Annotated in this window: 16 protein-coding genes and 1 pseudogene; 13 read left to right on the forward strand and 4 right to left on the reverse strand. The window is 36.5% G+C overall.

Annotation, left to right across the window (positions count from 1 at the left end; genetic code table 11):
• Positions 1-254 precede the first annotated feature (254 nt).
• The 3 genes from proC (at position 255) to JP39_RS12030 (ending at position 3,297) form a co-directional block, all read left to right on the forward strand.
• On the forward strand, positions 255-1,022 hold the full coding sequence (gene proC / locus JP39_RS12020; RefSeq protein WP_041498993.1) for a pyrroline-5-carboxylate reductase: 768 nt from the start codon (positions 255-257) through the stop codon (positions 1,020-1,022).
• A 415-nt stretch (positions 1,023-1,437) separates the two neighbouring features.
• A complete protein-coding gene (locus tag JP39_RS12025) occupies positions 1,438-2,031 on the forward strand; it encodes an ECF transporter S component (protein ID WP_041498994.1) in 594 nt (197 codons plus the stop codon).
• An 81-nt stretch (positions 2,032-2,112) separates the two neighbouring features.
• A complete protein-coding gene (locus JP39_RS12030) occupies positions 2,113-3,297 on the forward strand; it encodes an acetate/propionate family kinase (RefSeq protein WP_041498995.1) in 1,185 nt (394 codons plus the stop codon).
• Between the two features lie 253 nt (positions 3,298-3,550).
• On the opposite strand, the gene JP39_RS12035 is transcribed toward JP39_RS12030, so the two are convergent.
• A complete protein-coding gene (locus JP39_RS12035) occupies positions 3,551-4,225 on the reverse strand; it encodes a type 1 glutamine amidotransferase (protein ID WP_041498996.1) in 675 nt (224 codons plus the stop codon).
• Positions 4,226-4,275: 50 nt separating this feature from the next.
• Here JP39_RS12035 and JP39_RS12040 point away from each other — a divergent pair, with 50 nt between their 5' ends.
• Positions 4,276-5,607: a C1 family peptidase gene (locus JP39_RS12040; RefSeq protein ID WP_245626334.1), complete on the forward strand. Its 1,332-nt coding sequence runs from the start codon at positions 4,276-4,278 to the stop codon at positions 5,605-5,607.
• 550 nt (positions 5,608-6,157) lie between these two features.
• Here the strand turns inward: JP39_RS12040 and JP39_RS12045 are convergent.
• Positions 6,158-6,850: an EAL domain-containing protein gene (locus tag JP39_RS12045; protein WP_307722463.1), complete on the reverse strand. Its 693-nt coding sequence runs from the start codon at positions 6,848-6,850 to the stop codon at positions 6,158-6,160.
• A 176-nt stretch (positions 6,851-7,026) separates the two neighbouring features.
• Between JP39_RS12045 and JP39_RS12050 the strand changes: the two genes are divergently transcribed.
• From JP39_RS12050 to yaaA, 4 genes are all read left to right on the forward strand, one after another.
• Positions 7,027-7,761: a MerR family transcriptional regulator gene (locus JP39_RS12050; RefSeq protein WP_041499000.1), complete on the forward strand. Its 735-nt coding sequence runs from the start codon at positions 7,027-7,029 to the stop codon at positions 7,759-7,761.
• Positions 7,762-8,079: 318 nt separating this feature from the next.
• A complete protein-coding gene (locus JP39_RS12055) occupies positions 8,080-8,529 on the forward strand; it encodes a CopY/TcrY family copper transport repressor (RefSeq protein WP_041499002.1) in 450 nt (149 codons plus the stop codon).
• A 143-nt stretch (positions 8,530-8,672) separates the two neighbouring features.
• Positions 8,673-9,212, forward strand: a complete 540-nt coding sequence (locus tag JP39_RS12060; protein ID WP_041499003.1) for a DUF1697 domain-containing protein — start codon at positions 8,673-8,675, stop codon at positions 9,210-9,212.
• Between the two features lie 405 nt (positions 9,213-9,617).
• Positions 9,618-10,364, forward strand: a complete 747-nt coding sequence (yaaA, locus tag JP39_RS12065; RefSeq protein WP_041499004.1) for a peroxide stress protein YaaA — start codon at positions 9,618-9,620, stop codon at positions 10,362-10,364.
• Between the two features lie 134 nt (positions 10,365-10,498).
• Here the strand turns inward: yaaA and JP39_RS12070 are convergent, their stop codons facing one another.
• Entirely contained in the window at positions 10,499-11,041 is a 543-nt protein-coding gene (locus JP39_RS12070) for a TetR/AcrR family transcriptional regulator (RefSeq protein WP_041499006.1), read from the reverse strand.
• Positions 11,042-11,232: 191 nt separating this feature from the next.
• On the opposite strand from JP39_RS12070, the gene JP39_RS12075 reads away from it, so the two are divergent.
• From JP39_RS12075 to JP39_RS12085, 3 genes and pseudogenes are all read left to right on the forward strand, one after another.
• Positions 11,233-13,572, forward strand: coding sequence for an ABC transporter ATP-binding protein/permease (locus JP39_RS12075; RefSeq protein WP_041499007.1), 2,340 nt, complete (start codon positions 11,233-11,235; stop codon positions 13,570-13,572).
• Between the two features lie 96 nt (positions 13,573-13,668).
• Positions 13,669-14,048: pseudogene (locus JP39_RS12080) on the forward strand (type II toxin-antitoxin system RelE/ParE family toxin).
• Positions 14,029-14,304: a helix-turn-helix domain-containing protein gene (locus JP39_RS12085; protein ID WP_041499008.1), complete on the forward strand. Its 276-nt coding sequence runs from the start codon at positions 14,029-14,031 to the stop codon at positions 14,302-14,304. The pseudogene JP39_RS12080 and the gene JP39_RS12085 overlap by 20 nt, the downstream one beginning before the upstream one ends.
• 217 nt (positions 14,305-14,521) lie before the next feature.
• On the opposite strand, the gene JP39_RS12090 is transcribed toward JP39_RS12085, so the two are convergent.
• Positions 14,522-15,124 (reverse strand): TetR/AcrR family transcriptional regulator, encoded by a 603-nt coding sequence (locus tag JP39_RS12090; RefSeq protein ID WP_041499009.1) that lies wholly within the window; start codon positions 15,122-15,124, stop codon positions 14,522-14,524.
• 199 nt (positions 15,125-15,323) lie between these two features.
• Between JP39_RS12090 and JP39_RS12095 the strand changes: the two genes are divergently transcribed.
• Together JP39_RS12095 and JP39_RS12100 are read left to right on the forward strand one after the other, a co-directional pair.
• A complete protein-coding gene (locus JP39_RS12095; RefSeq protein WP_245626335.1) occupies positions 15,324-16,235 on the forward strand; it encodes an ABC transporter ATP-binding protein in 912 nt (303 codons plus the stop codon).
• Positions 16,236-16,240: 5 nt separating this feature from the next.
• Positions 16,241-17,863 carry an ABC transporter permease gene (locus JP39_RS12100; RefSeq protein ID WP_041499012.1) on the forward strand — a complete coding sequence of 541 codons (1,623 nt, stop codon included), beginning with the start codon at positions 16,241-16,243 and terminating at the stop codon, positions 17,861-17,863.
• Positions 17,864-17,978: the final 115 nt, after the last annotated feature.

Consider the following 17,978-nt stretch of genomic DNA (forward strand, 5'->3'; position numbering starts at 1 on the left):
TACGAAATTACAATAGTTATTTACTGAAAATTAAACTTATTTATAAATGGTCGCATAAATTATATTTCGTTGTCAAAAATGGTCTGAATATAAAAATCTTTGAATATTTCCCAATTCTGTAAATGGGAGCACCACAAGCTATACAAAAAGAATACACGAAACTCGTAAGATTAGATAATTATTGCATTTGATTTGTCAGGGAATTATCTTTAAATATAATAGAACTATAGAACCTCGATAAAGGAGAAAATCTTATGATTGGATTTATTGGTGCTGGTAGTATTGGTGGAGCCGTTATAACGGGTCTAGTAAAGAATGGTTTCAATTCTGACGATATCATCGTAAAAGGTGGCCGTTCAAATCGAACTGAAATTTTGAGTGATCAATTAGGATTTCAAGTAGTCAAAAAAGTTAAGCAATTAGCTGAAACAGATATTATTTTTATTGCTGTTGGAGCTGACGCTTTGAACAGTGTATTGAAAGAATTAAAGGAAATTGCTGCAGGAAAGTTGATCGTAGCCTTTACAGGTAGCGCTTCTGTAACGCATCTCAAGCAAGTTTTAGGCGATGTCAAAGTTGCGCATGCGATTCCTAATACACCTGTCAAAGTTGGTGCCGGATTCACTGGAATTACATATTCAGATGACTTTACAGCTGAAGATAAGAAGAAAATCGGTTCAGTACTTGGCTATACAGGTCAATTAGTTGAAGTACCCGAAAATGAATTAGGAATTCTAGGAACCGTCGCTGGCTGTTCTCCTGCCTTCTTAGACGTCTTTATAGAAGCTTTAAGTGACGCCGGGGTAAAACATGGCTTGAGTCGTAAACTCGCTTACGATGCCGCAATTGGAATGGCAATCGGTGCAAGCAAATTAGCTAAACAATCCGACTTGAACGTTTCAGCATTAAAAGACGAAGTCACTTCCCCAGGTGGTTCAACAATCCGTGGAGTGGCAGCTTTGGAAGAATATGGATTTAGAAATGCGGTCATCAAAGCAGTTGATGCTGCAGAAAATGAATAAATAAAGTTTATCGGAAAAATCGAATAGGGGTTGTATCACGCCTGATTATCTCAAGTGTGGTGCAGTTCCTATTTTAGTTAAGATAATAAATGAAAAAAAATTAAATACCATCGACCTAGCTATTATCCCCGATTTAAATGAATATTGAGCGTTGGAGTAATTAGTCGGAGGGAATGAGAATATTAAGCCGCTGTGGGTGTGGCGTTATGGCTTTAGCCATTACACCACCGGGCGAGTTTGGAGACTTACCGGGTTTTGGTAAGGCTTCAAACCGAGGTTCGAGACCGTACTTTGGCTCGGACCGGTCCGCATAGCGGCTTAATATTCTCATTCCCGGAGAAGGCAGAAGTTTTTTTGTTCTTTAATCCACAATCGGTTAAAATTAAGAAAAATTGATATTAGGGGGATATTTATTTTGCAAAAGCGTAAAGCTTATAGGACAGCGATTTTGGGCGTTTTGATTGCCATAATCTTTGTTCAGTCGATGGTGCCGTTTTTAGGTTTTATCCCGACTGGATTTATAAATATTACAATTATCCATATAACGGTAATTGTCGCCGCAATCGTGTTAGGTCCGAAAGATGGGGCTATCGTTGGGTTAGTTTGGGGAATTGGTACGGTTATTCGTGCCTTTACTAGTCCAACTTCAATTATTGATACAACAGTTTTCACCAATCCGATTGTTGCCATTTTGCCAAGAATTATTGTTGGGTTAGTAGCCGGTTGGATTTACTTGTGGTTCAAACGCCACACTAATAAAAAGGTTTTGGGGATGGCAATTGCATCAGCTGCCGGTTCTTTGACTAATACAATCATGGTTCTGGGTTTGATGAGAGTGATGTATGCCAGTGCAATGGCACAAGCTTATGCGACTCAGACGGATTTATTGAATAAAATGTTACTAGTAATCGTTGGAACAAATGGGGTTCCAGAGATGATCGTAGCCATTATTATTGCACCAGCTATTTCGACAGCAATTTTAAAATCAAATAAATTTTTAGACAAATAGTCTAATTCATTGTAATTAAGGTATAAATTTCCACATATTTTCAGAAAGTCCGGTATTCTATTATTTGGGAGCGTGATTTTGATGCAAAAAACATTAGTTATTAATGCTGGTAGTTCATCCTTGAAGTGGCAATTATTTGAAATGCCCGCTGAATCTGTTTTAGCCAATGGATTAGTAGAACGAATCAGTATGCCAGGATCAATTTTTACAATTAAATATGGTGATCATCAAAAATTTGAGACAACTGTCGACAATTTGGATCAAGCACATGCAGCACAAATGGTCTTTGATGAATTACAACGTTTGGAAATAATCAAAGATTTGAATGAAATCACAGCTGTGGCTCATCGAGTTGTTGCTGGTGGTCAAGTTTTCAAATCAGCAGTTGAAGTAACACCTGAAGTTTTGAAAAAGATTAAAGCACTCAGTAACTTTGCCCCATTGCACAATCCGATGGAAGCACAAGGAATTGAAACAATGGCTAAGACTTTGCCTGATGTAAAGCAATACGCCGTCTTCGATAGCCAATTCTTTACTGACTTGCCAGAAATGAATGCAATTTACAGTTTGCCTTACGAATTGACTCAAAAATACCAAATTCGCCGTTATGGTGAACATGGAATTTCTCACGGTTATTTGACAGGAAGAGCTGCCGAATTGTTGAATAAACCAAAAGATGATATCGACCTTGTAACGATGCATCTTGGTAGTGGAGCTTCATTAGCCGCAGTGAAAAATGGCAAAGCATTTGATACATCAATGGGATTCACACCATTAACTGGTGTAACGATGGGAACTCGAGCAGGGGACCTCGATCCAGCATTGGTACCATACTTGATGCAAGAGTTGAATGTGAAAGATCCTAACGAAATTATGATGATGTTGAATCAAAAGGCCGGACTACTCGGAGTGTCAGGGATTTCACCTGATATGCGTGAGATCAAGGCTCAAGAAGAAACCAATCCACGTGCTAAATTGGCCGTTGATATTTTCGTTAACCGAATCGTTAAGTATGCTGGTAGCTATTTAACAGAACTACACGGAGCTGACGCTTTGGTATTTGCCGGTGGTATCGGTGAACATAACGTTCAATTACGTCAACAAATCATTGATGAATTAGCAATTTTCAACGTGAAGTTGGATGCCAAATTGAATGAAGCTGGAAAAGAAGGCTTGATCAGCAGTCCTGATTCAGCAATCAAGATATTGTTGATTCCAACAGATGAAGAACTAGCAATGGTTCGTCAGGTTGCGGCGTTACAATAAAATTGTATTAGTAGGGTGAATATTATGAAAAGTGAATTAATCCTTAAAAACACAAAAAATGAAAATCCATGGGAAAATGGTGAATATGATAATTACGATTTCAAGGCATTTATGGATTCTCTAGATTTTAAGATTACAAATTAAATAAAAAAAGACGACCAACTAAATTCGATAATTTGTTGGTCGTCTTTTTTATATGTTTATCTAAAATTATTAATTGTCAAAATATATCGTAGTTAGTCAATCGGCATATTTATTTAACAGTAGCAGTCATACGTAATTTATGTGCGGCAACAATTCTGTCTGCGATTGCACGGGCAACATTTTCATTTTTCAAGATAGGACCATGAGAATAGCTACCTATAACGTTCTTATAACGCATACCTTCTTGCTTATCGTCAGGATTATTTCCATAACCCTCAATCATTTCACCGAATGGCTTTAATACACTCTTATCATCAAAGTATGTACGGCCACTGTGGTTTTCAAAGGCACGAACGGTACCCCATTCAGTCTTGTATTCAGTATCGCCAATCATACGGCTGTCAGCTTTGTAGACAGTATGGAAAGGCAAGATATCGAGACCTTGAATAGTTTGACCGCCACTTGTTTCGTAGTATTTACCAAGGAATTGATAGCCACCACAGATGCAGAGCATTGGTTTGTCAGCTTCAATATAGTTTTGGATAGTTTGGCGATGTCTTTGAAGATCAGTTGCGACAACAGATTGTTCAAAATCTTGACCACCACCCCAGAATAGGAAGTCATAATCAAAGGCGTTGAACTCCATACCCAAGCTGATATTGTCGACTTGAGTATCGTAACCTTGTTCTTTTAGAAGAAAGCTGAGGATTTTAACATCGCCGCTATCTCCGTATGTGTTCATTAAATCTTCGTACAAATAAGCAATTTTTATAACTTCGGTCATAATTTTTCTCCAATATAATTAGAAATGTTGTAATATAGTTTAACAACGAGGTGATTGAATTGACAAAAGAAATCAATAAAGAGATTTTAGCAGATTTTCAAGAGAACTTAAATCAAGATGCAACTAATAATGTTCTTAAAAATACTGTAGCACAAGTCGGAATTTTTAAAGCAAGTGAAAATCCCGAGGTAAAAACGATTCTTAACCCATCATTCAACGTAACTGTTGATACGGGTAAAGTATCTGACCAAAAGCATTCTGGTCGCTGCTGGTTGTTCTCAGCATTGAATACTTTGAGAACTGAATTCGCCAACAAAAATAATATTAAGGATTTTGAATTGTCACAAAATTATCTTTCATTTTATGACCGTTTGGAAAAATCCAACTATTTTTATCAAGAAATTTTAGAGACTGCGACTTTGCCAGTAGATGATCGTAAGGTTAATTCCTTATTCTCATCTCCAAATGGTGACGGTGGTCTTTGGCAAAACGCTGCCAACTTGATTAAAAAATATGGTGTCGTTCCTAATTACGTGATGCCAGAAACAGTCGTTTCCGATAGTACAACTGAATTCGATGCTATTTTAAGTAAAATGTTGCGTAAAAATGGTATCGAGTTGCGTAAGATGGTTCAAGATAAAGCTTCACAGACAGAACTTGATCAACGCGTTTCAGAAATGGATGCCGAAGTTTATAAACTTTGTGTTTATTCATTCGGAGTTCCACCAACAGACTTTGAATTATCGTTACAAACTGATAATGGTAAAGTGATTGAAGAAGCAAAGATTACACCTAAAGAATTTCTACACCGTTATTTCACGATGAACGTTGACGATTATGTTGACCTTGTAAATGCACCACAGCCAGGCAAGAAATACCATCAAGTATATTCAATCGATACTGAAAACAATATGGTGGGTGGCGATATTCAAAAGTTCCTCAATCTACCTATGGAACGCCTCCAAGATTTGGCTATCAAGCAATTGAAGAGCAATGCACCTATCTGGTTTGGTAATGATGTTACCGAAGATTCCGACCGACCAAAAGGTTATTTGATGGGTAATATTTATGATTATGACAAACTCTTTGGAATCGATTCACAAATGAGTAAGGGTGAAAGACTAGATTATTGGCAAGGCCAAGTCTCACATGCCATGACTTTAACCGGCGTAAACCTAGTCAACGGACAACCAAATCGTTGGAAAGTTGAAAACTCATGGGGTGAAAAGTACGGTGAAAAAGGTTACTACACCATGGATCAAAAGTGGTTTGAAGACTACGTTTATGACGTTGTAATCAACAAGAAGTTCTTAACTAAAGAAGAAATTGCAGAATACGAACAAACTCCAGAAGTATTACCAGCATGGGACGCTTTAGCGTAATATAATTTTCCGTCAGAGGACGAGAGGAATTGAGTCTGCTGTGGGACCGGCTCGAGCCAAAGTGCGGTCTCGACCCTCGCTTTTGAGCCGAAAGGCACGTCTCCAAAGACGTCCTGTGCTGTAAGGACGAAACGCCCTAACAGCACTACCACTGCGGATCAATTTCTCTCGTCCTCTGACTAATGTATTTAGACGACACTAATTATTAGTATTTAATTTGTTCAGTTATTTGATTTGTAATATCTATACATAATAGCTACAAGCAATAATCCGAATCCAAGCCATAAACTAGCCGAAGGTTGGGAGTGATTTTTGCCAGCAATGGAGGTGGCGTTAGTGCTTTAGCACTTACGCCACGGGACGAGCTTGGAGACTTGCCGGTTTTGCAAGGCTTCAAGTCGAGGTTCGAGACCGAACTTTGGCTCGGACCGGTCCCCATAGCGGCAAAAAATCACTCCCAACCGTAGGCGGCATATTTCAATACAAAAAAAGTTAGAAATCAATAAAATGATTTCTAACTTTTTTATTTATCTTCGTAAAGAAAGTGACTTTAGATTTTTGCAGGTTTTCCGTAAAGATAACCTTGTTGAATGTTGATTCCATATTTTTTGGCCAAAATTTGGTCTTTACAATCTTCGACACCTTCCAATACCATATCAAGGCAATAGTCCTCGGCTTGGTGAACCCAGAAGGAAATGTACTCGGGAATTTTGTCGGCTTTTCCAGCCATACGAAGGTTTTGCATAGCTAATTTGATTTTATCAACGTATGGTAATAAGTGTTGGATGTTGTCAAAGGTATTTGAGCCAGTACCGACATCATCAATAACTAATGGAATATCATATTGGTGAAGCAGTAAGCTAAATTCTTTGATTTTATCTAGGGACATAGCTTCAGTCAATTCAATGGTTAATTTTATCGGATTGATCCGTTTTTTGAGGGCAATAATTTCACCCAAAGTGTATGGATCATCAGCTTGTTGACTATTAAGGTTAAAGGAAATAACTTTATCAGTTGTTCCTAAACTATCCTTAATGTTGTTGGCTGTGCGTTCCACCAATCTAACCTGTTCAGGGATAGATAATTCGGTGAAATCTTGAGGTAAGTGCCATGAGCCATTATCCTCTTTACGTAAAAGAACCTCATAACCAAAAATTGAATTGTCACTTTTATTTACTTGCGATTGAACAAAAAAACTATACTTCGTTTTAAATTCCCCCCGTCCTATACTTATATAGATAATAGAATATTTTAAGGCATTTCATTTTTTATATCAATGGTATATACATTTTTTTATATATAATATCGATATAACTTTATATGCTATATTATATAACGCCGTTACACAATTTGTCATAGAAAAAGCTTGCAAATTACCCAACGTAATAAACTATAAATATAGTCAAGGAGGTGACATCTATGTCCGAATATACGACCGGCGAGTTGGCAAAGTTAACCCGGGTTTCTGTCAGAACAATTCAGTATTATGATAAGAAAAATCTTTTGAAACCTAGTCATTTATATGAGAATGGCAAGCGAATTTATACTGAAGCTGATTTGAATAAATTGAAACTAATTTTAATGTTGAAAAACTTGGGATTATCGCTCAAATCAATCGATGAGATTTTAGATAGCCAGAATTCAACTAAAGTGATGAATCTTTTGTTGGAACAGCAGTTGCGATATTTGCATGACCAATTGAAGACCTCGAAAAGTCAAATCAAAATGATTGAAGAGATCCGTCGTGATTTACCTGAGATTGACCAAATAAAAATAAAAGATATCAGGGACATAGAGAGTGCTATGAATAATAAAAAATCCTTGAGAAAAGTTCATATGACAATGGTGATCATTGGCTTTCCATTAGACTTTATTGAAATTGGAACCTTAGTTTGGGGAATTATGAAAGGTGATTGGATTCCATTTATTGTTGGGATGATAGTCGTTTTGTTGGGGGCCGCATGGTTGTCGAGATTTTACTTCAACAATACCAACTATATTTGTCCTAACTGCAACACGGAGTTTAAACCCAAGTTTTGGGCAGCTTTTTGGGGCAAACATACACCACGGACTAGAAAGTTAGTTTGCCCAGCTTGCGGCGAAAAGAATTATTGTGTTGAAGTTTATGACGAAAAGAAAGAATTAGCCGGATAATGTGTGTCCCGTCTCCAGAGCTGAGAGTATTCATCTGCTGCGCGGAACGGTCCGAGCCGAAGTGCGGTCTCGAACCTCGGTTGAAGCCTTACCAAAAAACGGTAAGGCTCCAACACGCCCGGTGGTGTAATGGCTAAAGCCATAACGCCACTTTCGCTGCTGATGAATACTCTCAGCTCTTCCGACTAATTAATCGTAATTGATTGAATATAAAGGTTGAAATCTAATTGATATAAATATTTGTAATAGATTATCAACTAACACCATGATTAGACAAATAATGTTATATAATATTGTCATTATGAGAGGAAGTTTTTAATGGATACCCTTAAAAGAGAACCAAAGAAGGTTGAAATTTCTTCAGCTGAATGGCAAATTATGAGAATTGTTTGGACTTTAAAACATGTAACTAGTTCTGAAATCATCAATCTTATGCAAAAGAAACAAACCTGGTCTGATTCTACTATCAAGACGTTAATTACCCGATTGACCAAGAAAGAATTTCTCAGTCGGAAAAAAGAACAAGGGCGTTACATTTATTCAACAACGGTCGAAGAACAAGCGACAATGAATGAGTACGCCAACAGTCTATTTTCAGATTTTTGTGCCCACAAAACGGGATCAGTCTTGAATGAATTGATTGACTCGATGGAAATCAGTCAAGCTGATATTAAGATGCTTCAAGCAACTTTAGATAAAAAATTAGCAACAGCTCCTGAACATGTTAAATGTGACTGTTTACCCGAAGGTTGCGCCGATATGTGTTAAAATAAAGTTCCTTGGCAGGGGCGACATAGCGTTCAATCAATTATTGGTTGAGCGCCTTTTTTATATGCCGTTTTCAGGGCTGATGACTGCCGTAGATTTCAACAGTAAATTGAGATAAAATCTTTAGCATAGAGGAAAATATTATGGACTATTTGTTGTTACTTCGCGGTATCAATGTTGGTGGAAATAATCGCGTTCCCATGGCTGATATGCGCACATACTTATCCGAATCTGGCTTTGAGGATACAAAATCTTACATCAACAGTGGCAACCTTTTTTTCAAATCCGACTTGGGAATATCGAAGATAAATGATAAAGTTTCACAAATATTAACTAATAATTACGAATTTAAGATTCCCTTCGTGGTTTTATCAAAGGACACCTTTCTCAATTCGTTGGAACAAGTACCAAGCTGGTGGGGCGAAGATAAAACACTTCGACATAACGCACTTTTCAAACTTAATGATTACGACAGCGACTTAGATAATTGGTTGACGGAACACATCACCGATTACGATCAAATAGAAATCAATGAGAATGTAATACTTTGGACTTCAACTTTAAAAATCAATTTCAGCAAGTCATTTTATTCCAAAATCATGGGAACACCATTGTATAAACAAACTAGTGCTCGAAATTTTAATACTACAAATAAATTAAAAAATATATTTAACGAACGTTAATGGAACAATCTAAGGGCTGATTTCTGATTCAGAATATCGGCTCTTTTTATACGCTACCGCACAGTGCTGGTTGATAATTTATTGTAGATGTTCGAATGGATTTTATTTCAGTATATAAATTGATTGAGCATAAAAGTGCTTGAATACCATTATATTCAGTTAATATAGATTAATTAGTCGGAAGAGCTGGGAAATATTTGTGTGCCGTGGTAGTGGTATAAGTACGGGAAGGTCTTCCCGTACTTATACCACCGGACGTGTTTGGAAACTTGACGAACCGTGTCAAGGCTTCAAACCGAGGCCCGAGACCGCACTTTGGCTCGGAGCGTTCCGCACAGCTTGAGAATATTTCCCAGCTCTGTAGACGGAATGCTGCACGTTACTCTAAGAAAGAGATACTATAATTTGAAAATCATCATTGCTCCAGCTAAAAAAATGATTACCGACACGGATACATTTAATTACGAAACGCTGCCTCAATATTTGGATCAAACGCAACAAATATTGAATAAATTACGTACACTTAACTATTCAAGTGCCAAGAAACTTTGGAAATGTAGCGATAAAATTGCCCGTCCCAACTTTGAACAGCTTCAAAAATTAGATTTGCATCACCATTTAACTCCAGCACTTCTGGCATTCAGCGGTATCCAATATCAATACATGTCACCTGATTTATTCACAGAGCCGGCACTTGATTATGTACGTCAAAATTTGCGAATACTGTCGGGATTTTATGGCATTCTGCGACCCTTTGACGGAATAGTTCCGTATCGATTGGAAATGCAGTCTAAAATAAGCGTCAATAATTCCAATAATCTTTATGACTTTTGGAAAACTTTAATTTATTCGGCTTTAATAACGGGTTCAGAGCCAATCGTCAATCTAGCTTCACAAGAATACGCCAAAGCAATTACTCCGTATCTATTACCAAACCAAAAATTTATTACTGTTATCTTCGGCAGTTTGGTAGACGGTAAGATAAGGACCAAAGCTACACTTGCAAAAATGGCTCGCGGTGAAATGGTCAGATATATGGCGGAAAACAATATCACGGAGATCAATGATATAAAGAAATTTCGTCATCCAGATTGGAAATTATCAACCGAGCTATCGACAACAGAGCAAATAGTATTTGTTTACCAAAAGTAATTAGTTAACGCAAAAAGCCAACCAAGATTTTTCTTGATTGGCTCTTCTTATTTAACGCACAGTTCTAATTGATAATTTATGGCAGATATTCGCACAGCTTGAGAATATTTCCCAGCTCTGGAGACGGCAAGCAATTATCGCTTTATCCCTTGGTTCATAAAAGGGCGTAAATATTGAATGTCATCAGCAAAAACAATTGAAACAATTACCTTAGTCAATTCATGCGGTGTGAGCTTCATGCCATCTTTAACCCATTTCTTCAAAATACTTTGCATGCCAGCCATCAAATACGCATCTTGATACGCATTTACGTCTGGACCATTATTGCCCAATGTCTCGAATAGTTTCTCTAATAGTCTGGTTTTGCCTTCTACAAAGACCAAATTACTCAATATCTTATGTTGATAGAACTCTTCCAAAACCATTTCCATTCCCTGAATTGGAGATTCCACCGAATCCAGATCAAAGGACTCTAAAAATTTTGTTTCAATACTATCAACACATTCATATACATCGTCATAATACCGATAAAACGTCGACCGATTAATATCAGACAACTTACAAACTTCCGTTACTGTAATAGCGTTAATAGCCTTATTTTCGAGTAAAGATAAAACTGTATCTTGGATTACTTGTCGAGTGTATTGTGCTCTACGATTATTTTTAATTCCTACCATGTAATAAGACACTTCCTCACTTCATTTATGCAACACATTGTTCGTTTACGTTAAATATACAACAAATTATTTATAATTGATGATTGTTTTTTACGTAAAAAATTTCTATTATATGGAACAAGGTGTTGTAACAATGGGATTGTATCAAAAATCTCGGTTACATTACAAATCTTAAATAAAGGAAACAAAATATGCTGGAATTAAAACACATAAAAAAATATTTCTACGTCGGTGATTCTGTAACTAAGGCACTTGATGATGTTTCAGTATCGTTTCGACCTAAAGAATTCGTTGCTATTCTAGGGCCAAGTGGCTCTGGAAAAACTACCATGCTCAATGGAATTGGTGGTTTGGATATCTATGATTCTGGTGATTTAATTATTAAAGGCAAATCTACTAAAGACTTTTCTGAGGCAGATTGGGATGCTTATCGTAATAACTCAGTCGGATTCATTTTCCAAAGTTACAATATTATTGGACATTTGAGCATTCTGGATAATGTTGAAATGGGGATGACACTTAGTGGTGTTCCTAATAACGAGAAGAAAGAAAAAGCTATTAAGGCACTAGAACGAGTTGGTTTGGGACCTCATATGAACAAGAAGCCTAATCAGCTATCTGGTGGTCAAATGCAGCGTGTTGCGATTGCTCGTGCGATTGCCAATGACCCTGAAATACTTCTCTGTGATGAGCCTACTGGTGCTTTGGATACTGAAACTAGTGTTCAAATCATGGAACTTATCAAAGAGTTGTCACAAGAACGACTAGTAATCATGGTTACTCATAATCCTGCTTTGGCTAAAGAATACGCCGATCGGATTATCAACTTTGCTGACGGTAAAATCCAAGATGATTCAAATCCTTATTCTGAAGATACTGATAAAGATAATTTTGAATTAAAGAAAACCAAGATGACTTTCTGGACAGCCTTGAAATTGTCATATACAAATATCAAAACTAAAAAAGCACGTACTTTCTTAACTGCGTTTGCTTCAAGTATTGGTATTATCAGTATCGCCATTGTTTTAGCCTTGTCGTCAGGGTTCCAAAAGCAAATCGACAAGACGCAGTCGAACACTTTAGCACAATTTCCGATTACTATTTCACAAATTGCATCTAATCAAACCGCACCGAAAAATAATGATAAGAAGCTGACTAAAGCCAAAAAGACAAAAGTGACAGCCAAGTTAAGTCAGGCTGACAAAGCTACTCACATTAATAAAATCACTAAAAAATATATGAACTATATTGATAATATCAATCCAGAATTGAGTAAGACCGTGACTTATACTTATTCAACTGGGATGAATATTCTCAGTGAAAATAATGGCAAAATAAAAACTGCCACTTTCTCTAATACTGATACTAGTAAAGGTGCTAACTCTGCAAGTGCAATGTCTAGTGCCATGGCGACATCAACTGGTATTGGCGGATCCGTTTACCCAAGTGGCAAAAGCGGTCAAGCATTTTTGAAAAAACACTACAAAGTCGTTTCTGGCTCAATGCCTGCTAGTGCCAACGATATTGTTTTAATTGTTGATAGTGACAATTCGACTAACATCAATGCACTTAAGAATATTGGTTTAACAGTTAAAGATGGCCAAAAGTTAGATTTCAACAAACTAGTTGGTAAAGAATTCAAAGTTGTTAACAATAACGATTACTATAAGAAACTACCTACTGGCACATTCTTACCTAACTCGGCTGACTCAAAACTTTATGACAACAGTTCAAATAAGACTTTGAAAATATCAGGTATTTTACGTGTTAAATCAAAATCATCCGAAAATATCTTAGCTTCAGGTATCGCTTATAGCGACCAACTAACTAAGAACATTATTAATGATAATAAGAATTCAGATATTGTTGCAGCTCAAAAGGGCAGTAGTACTAATGTCTTAACTGGAGCAAACGTTGAAGACGCTACAACGAAAGCTACTTTGATCAACTATCTTGGTGGTTCAACGACACCTTCAAGCATTATGATTTATCCAAATAACTTCAAGAATAAAGACAAAATTCTTAAATACTTAGATAAATATAATAATGGCAAAAAGAAAGCTGATAAGATTGTTTATACTGATATGGCTGGTTCAGTTTCCAACTTAACTGGTGGATTAATGGATGCCATCACGTACGTCTTAGTAGCTTTCGCCGGTATTTCACTAGTTACAAGTATGATTATGATTTCCATCATTACATACACTTCAGTGCTAGAACGTACCAAGGAAATCGGTATTTTGAAAGCCTTGGGTGCTAGAAAGAAAGATATCACTCGAGTCTTTGATGCTGAAACAACCATTTTAGGTGTGGCATCTGGTGTACTAGGTGTAGTCATTGCCTACCTTGCAACCATCCCAATTAATGCCGTATTGAAGAGCATGACAGATTTAACAAACGTTGCTCAACTAAATCCAATCCATGCAATCATCTTGATTGTCGTAAGTACTGTTCTAACCGTACTTGGTGGACATATTCCAGCTCGTATGGCAGCTAAGAAAGATGCTGCTACAGCATTACGTTCAGAATAAATAATAAATAGTTTAAGTCGAAAAAGCTTAAGGCATGTTATTAATGCCTTAGGCTTTTTACTATATCTTTGATAGCATATATTGTATTATATGTTTATACAGAAGCCCATCTTTGAGTTTTATACGCGTCCAAACGGACATAATGAATTTGTTGAATTTTTTAATAAATTACCTTTAAAGGATCAGCAAAAAGTATCTGCAACAATTGCTAATATTGAGCAAGAGGGAATAACATTTGCGATTAAAACCCAAATTGTAAAAAAATAAATGATAATATATACGAAATTCGTTCTAAATTTGGAAATAACATTCAGAGGATACTCTATTTTCACGTTGTAGAATCTAGGTTCATTATTACGCATGGATTCACAAAAAAATCCCAAAAGACTCCCCGAAAAGAAATTAAGCGTGCAATGAATATTCGAGAGGAATTTTTTAAAGAAGAAAGGATACGAAATGACAACTATAAAATTTGATGATTTTCTAAATAAAAAATTGGAGAATCCAGAGTTCAAAAAGGGATATGATTCAGAAAACTCCAAGTTACAAAGTGCTATCGCTCTTTACAAGGCTAGAGAGAAAGCTGGCCTAACTCAACGTGAGCTATCTAGTATAGCAAAAGTCCCTCAATCAACTATTGCGAGAATTGAGCGTGGGGATAATACAAGTGTTGATACCTTAGACAAACTAGCACGTGCACTTGGAAAAACCTTCAAAATATCCATATCATAATAAATAGAGTATGACAAAACATGGTCAGTTCTAGAGCGTTAAGGCAAACAAGACTAGTAATTCGATTTTGAATCGCTAGTCTTGTTTTTTTTAACAAAAAAACCTATGTTTTGTTGCACATTTAGGCTACATATTTGAGACAAAAATAGTAATGTCATATCCCTCTGTTAAACAGATCAAAAACAACACTCAAAAGCAGAAAACAAAACTAATACGATTACTTACCCAGTATTCCATAAAAGAAAATTCGTGCTAAACCATTTGAATATTTTTTAGTAACCAAGTTTTTAGTCTTTTTTGATGTAGCTGGATTCATAAAGTAATTCAAAATCATATCTACATACATTAAGATAACTTCATCCTGAATCTCATCGCTGATTACTCCCTCGGCGCGACCTTGTTTCATTAACTTACCCCAAAAAGCATTCTTGCCATTGTCATATGCTTCCATAACACGGTGATTGCCATTAGAGCCTTGGAATTCGTCAATCATAAAATCCATAAAGTCTTTATTGATCGAATTAACTTCAGATGTACCAAAGTTTAGGATACTTGCGACTTTCTCTTTAAAACCCATATTTGATTTATCTAGGCGCCGGTCATATTCCGCATAACCATCAATAACAATTTGAATTATGACTTCTCTGGCAAGTTCTATCTTGCTTGGAAAGTATTTATACAGAGTAACCTGTGATGAATGAGCCTCTTTCGCAATATCTGCGACGGAGGTATTTTTGTATCCGTTGGTAACGAATGCTTTAGTTGCCGCATTTAAAATCTCTTTTTTCTTCAGTTCTTTACGTTTTTTATTAGTTGCCATAATTTTCCCCGAAAATATTTTATTTGAATATTTCACTTTTTTTATTGGTGTATCAATATTGTGATTTTAGAGGTTCTGAATAGTTCACTTTGGCCAATCTTTACTGTTGACACTGGTTAATTGCACAACTAATATACACTTCATTAAGTGAACTATTCAATAAAAATATTTCATTTTATAAATCACCTAAGGGGATAGTATGATGCAACAAAAAAATAATGCTATTTTACATATTGATCATCTACAAAAGAATTTTGGTAAATTCCGAGCACTTAAAAATATTACTTTTGATGTATATCCAGGAGAAGTATTTGGATTCATCGGACCTAATGGTGCAGGTAAATCGACTACCATTCGTACCTTGCTAGGAATACTACGTGCGTCTGGCGGTACAGCTACGTTATTTGGAAAAGATGTTTATAAGGATTCAGTATCAATTCACAAACGCCTAGCCTATGTTCCAGGGGATGTCTATCTCTGGCCCAATTTGACGGGTGGGGAAATCATTGATTTATTTCTAAAACTTGGCAATACCAAGCATAACCGTAAGACTGACGAAATGATCAAACGATTCCAGCTTGATCCAACCAAAAAGGCACGGACTTACTCAAAAGGTAATCGTCAAAAAGTTGCTTTGATTGCTGCTTTTTCAACTGATGCCGATTTTTATATCTTTGATGAGCCTACTTCTGGATTGGATCCATTGAATGAAGAAGTCTTTCAAAAGTCTGTTTTGGAGTTGAAGAAACAAGGCAAGGCAGTACTTCTTTCCAGTCATATCCTATCTGAAGTTGAAAAGATGTGTGATCGAATTGGTATTATCCGAAGCGGTGAAATCGTAGAAACTGGTTCATTATCTGATATGCGCCATCTCACTCGGACTGTTATCCAATTCCAAACTATGGAACCAACACCAGAACTCCAGAATATGAATGGTGTTTACAATGTGACGCTTGAAGCTAATGGTTTAACAACATTTTCAGTTGATTCCGACAAGTTGAGTTCAGTTATGGATTATCTTGCCGATAGACAAATTGTTTCTTTGCAATCGACACCTCCAACACTTGAAGATTTGTTCATGAGATATTACAGCTCAGATGAAGGGAGATAAAGGTTATGGAAAGTCGCAACTTTCATCAAACTTGGTTTTTAACACGTTTTAGTTTAAAGCGTGACTGGTTAAAACTTGTACTATGGTCAGTAACTTTGATTGTCTTATTTGGAGCGGTTGCTGCTAAGTTCACAGATATTTACAGCTCACAATCGTCCATTGATGAAATCGTCAAAACTTTAAAATCTCCATCGATGGTTTCTTTATTCGGTAAATTATCAGGTAGTGCACCATATACCACAGCTGATGTATTTGCCGGAGAAATGACTGTCTTTATGGCTATGATGGCCGCAATCATGAACTTCTCAATTATTATCAAAAATACTCGTGGTGAAGAGGATTCAGGATTACTAGAAATAATTCAAGCGCATTCAGTTGGAAAGTTATCTAATCTTGCTTCTTCATTGATTGAATTGTTCATAATCAACTTACTTATTGGATTGTTCTACAGTATCGGATTACAAGTTGCTAATTTATCAGGAACTGACACTAACGGTAACTTTTTGTTAGGACTTGGTTTAGGAGCTTCTGGATTTATGTTTGCAGCCATCGCGGCATTTCTTGCTCAACTAGTTGATAACTCACGTTCTGCAACTATTCTGTCGTATATCGTTTTTGGTATTATGTACATCGCTAGAATGTCGACAGATGTTTCGAATCCCAAAGCAACATGGTTTGTGCCATTTGGTTGGGTGGAAAAGTTCTCAACATACCAAGAAAATAACTGGCTACCTGTTTTTCTAATGCTTGGCCTATCATTAATCCTCAGTGTAGCGGCGTTATGGGTCAATAATCATCGTGATATTGGTTCTGGTATCATCGCTACTAAACCAGGACGTGCCAAGGCTTCTGCATTTTTACGTGGACCACTCAGTCTATTTTGGAGACTTAATCGTACATCTATTATCGTTTGGGTAGTTGGACTAATGATTCTTGGTTTCACTTACGGATCAATCTTCAATACTATTGGTGATATTCTCAAGACCAATCCTACTATGGCAACGTTATTCGGAGCAGGCGCCATTCACAAAGCTAATATTTTGATTATTAAACACTTTGTAGCAATTTTGATGATTGTCTTTGGAGTACTTGCTCTTTTCCCTGGTATTCAAATCATCAACTATTTGAAAACTGGTGAAGCTAAAGGTTACTTGGAATTGATTCATTCAAAACCGGTAAGTCGAAATTATCTATTCACTAGCGTATTGGTGCTTGGTATTTTAACGAGTTTAGCAGCTTTATTTGCAGGGATGCTGGGATTGCAATTAGGCGGAGCTTCAGTTATGAAACATCCTATTGAGCTATCAGTATTTATCAAAGCCTTTTATGCCTATATTTCACCAGTACTTGTGATATTAGGTTTGTCAGCTTGTGTCGTCGGTTGGTTGCCAAAGATTTCATCATTTGGTTACCTGTATGCTGGATTTGCACTGTTTGTCGGCTATTTTGGTAAGTTGATTGATCTGCCAAAATGGGTTGGTAAGTTAACGCCATTTGGATATATTCCGAATGTTCCAGTTAATAAACTTGATGCTGGAACAATGTGGTGGCAAATTGGAATTGCCGTATTATTAATTATTATTGGTTATATCGGATATCATGTACGTGATTTGAAGAGTGATAATTAAATATGCCGTCTCCAGAGCTGGGAAATATTCTCAAGCTCTTCCGACTGATTAATCGTTGTTAATTGAATATAAAAGTATTTAACCGATAAATAGTAACCTAAAATTTTCTGTCAAA

It is taken from the genome of Companilactobacillus heilongjiangensis, assembly GCF_000831645.3.
GTDB classification, from domain to species: Bacteria; Bacillota; Bacilli; order Lactobacillales; family Lactobacillaceae; genus Companilactobacillus; species Companilactobacillus heilongjiangensis.

Bases quoted from the DNA above. Each gene is read 5' to 3' on its own strand.
- proC (WP_041498993.1), top strand. From the start codon at position 255: ATGATTGGATTTATTGGTGCTGGTAGTATTGGTGGAGCCGTTATAACG.
- JP39_RS12030 (WP_041498995.1), top strand. From the start codon at position 2,113: ATGCAAAAAACATTAGTTATTAATGCTGGTAGTTCATCCTTGAAGTGG.
- JP39_RS12035 (WP_041498996.1), bottom strand. From the start codon at position 4,225: ATGACCGAAGTTATAAAAATTGCTTATTTGTACGAAGATTTAATGAAC.
- JP39_RS12050 (WP_041499000.1), top strand. From the start codon at position 7,027: ATGTCCGAATATACGACCGGCGAGTTGGCAAAGTTAACCCGGGTTTCT.
- JP39_RS12055 (WP_041499002.1), top strand. From the start codon at position 8,080: ATGGATACCCTTAAAAGAGAACCAAAGAAGGTTGAAATTTCTTCAGCT.
- JP39_RS12060 (WP_041499003.1), top strand. From the start codon at position 8,673: ATGGACTATTTGTTGTTACTTCGCGGTATCAATGTTGGTGGAAATAAT.
- JP39_RS12070 (WP_041499006.1), bottom strand. From the start codon at position 11,041: ATGGTAGGAATTAAAAATAATCGTAGAGCACAATACACTCGACAAGTA.
- JP39_RS12075 (WP_041499007.1), top strand. From the start codon at position 11,233: ATGCTGGAATTAAAACACATAAAAAAATATTTCTACGTCGGTGATTCT.
- JP39_RS12085 (WP_041499008.1), top strand. From the start codon at position 14,029: ATGACAACTATAAAATTTGATGATTTTCTAAATAAAAAATTGGAGAAT.
- JP39_RS12090 (WP_041499009.1), bottom strand. From the start codon at position 15,124: ATGGCAACTAATAAAAAACGTAAAGAACTGAAGAAAAAAGAGATTTTA.
- JP39_RS12095 (WP_245626335.1), top strand. From the start codon at position 15,324: ATGATGCAACAAAAAAATAATGCTATTTTACATATTGATCATCTACAA.
- JP39_RS12100 (WP_041499012.1), top strand. From the start codon at position 16,241: ATGGAAAGTCGCAACTTTCATCAAACTTGGTTTTTAACACGTTTTAGT.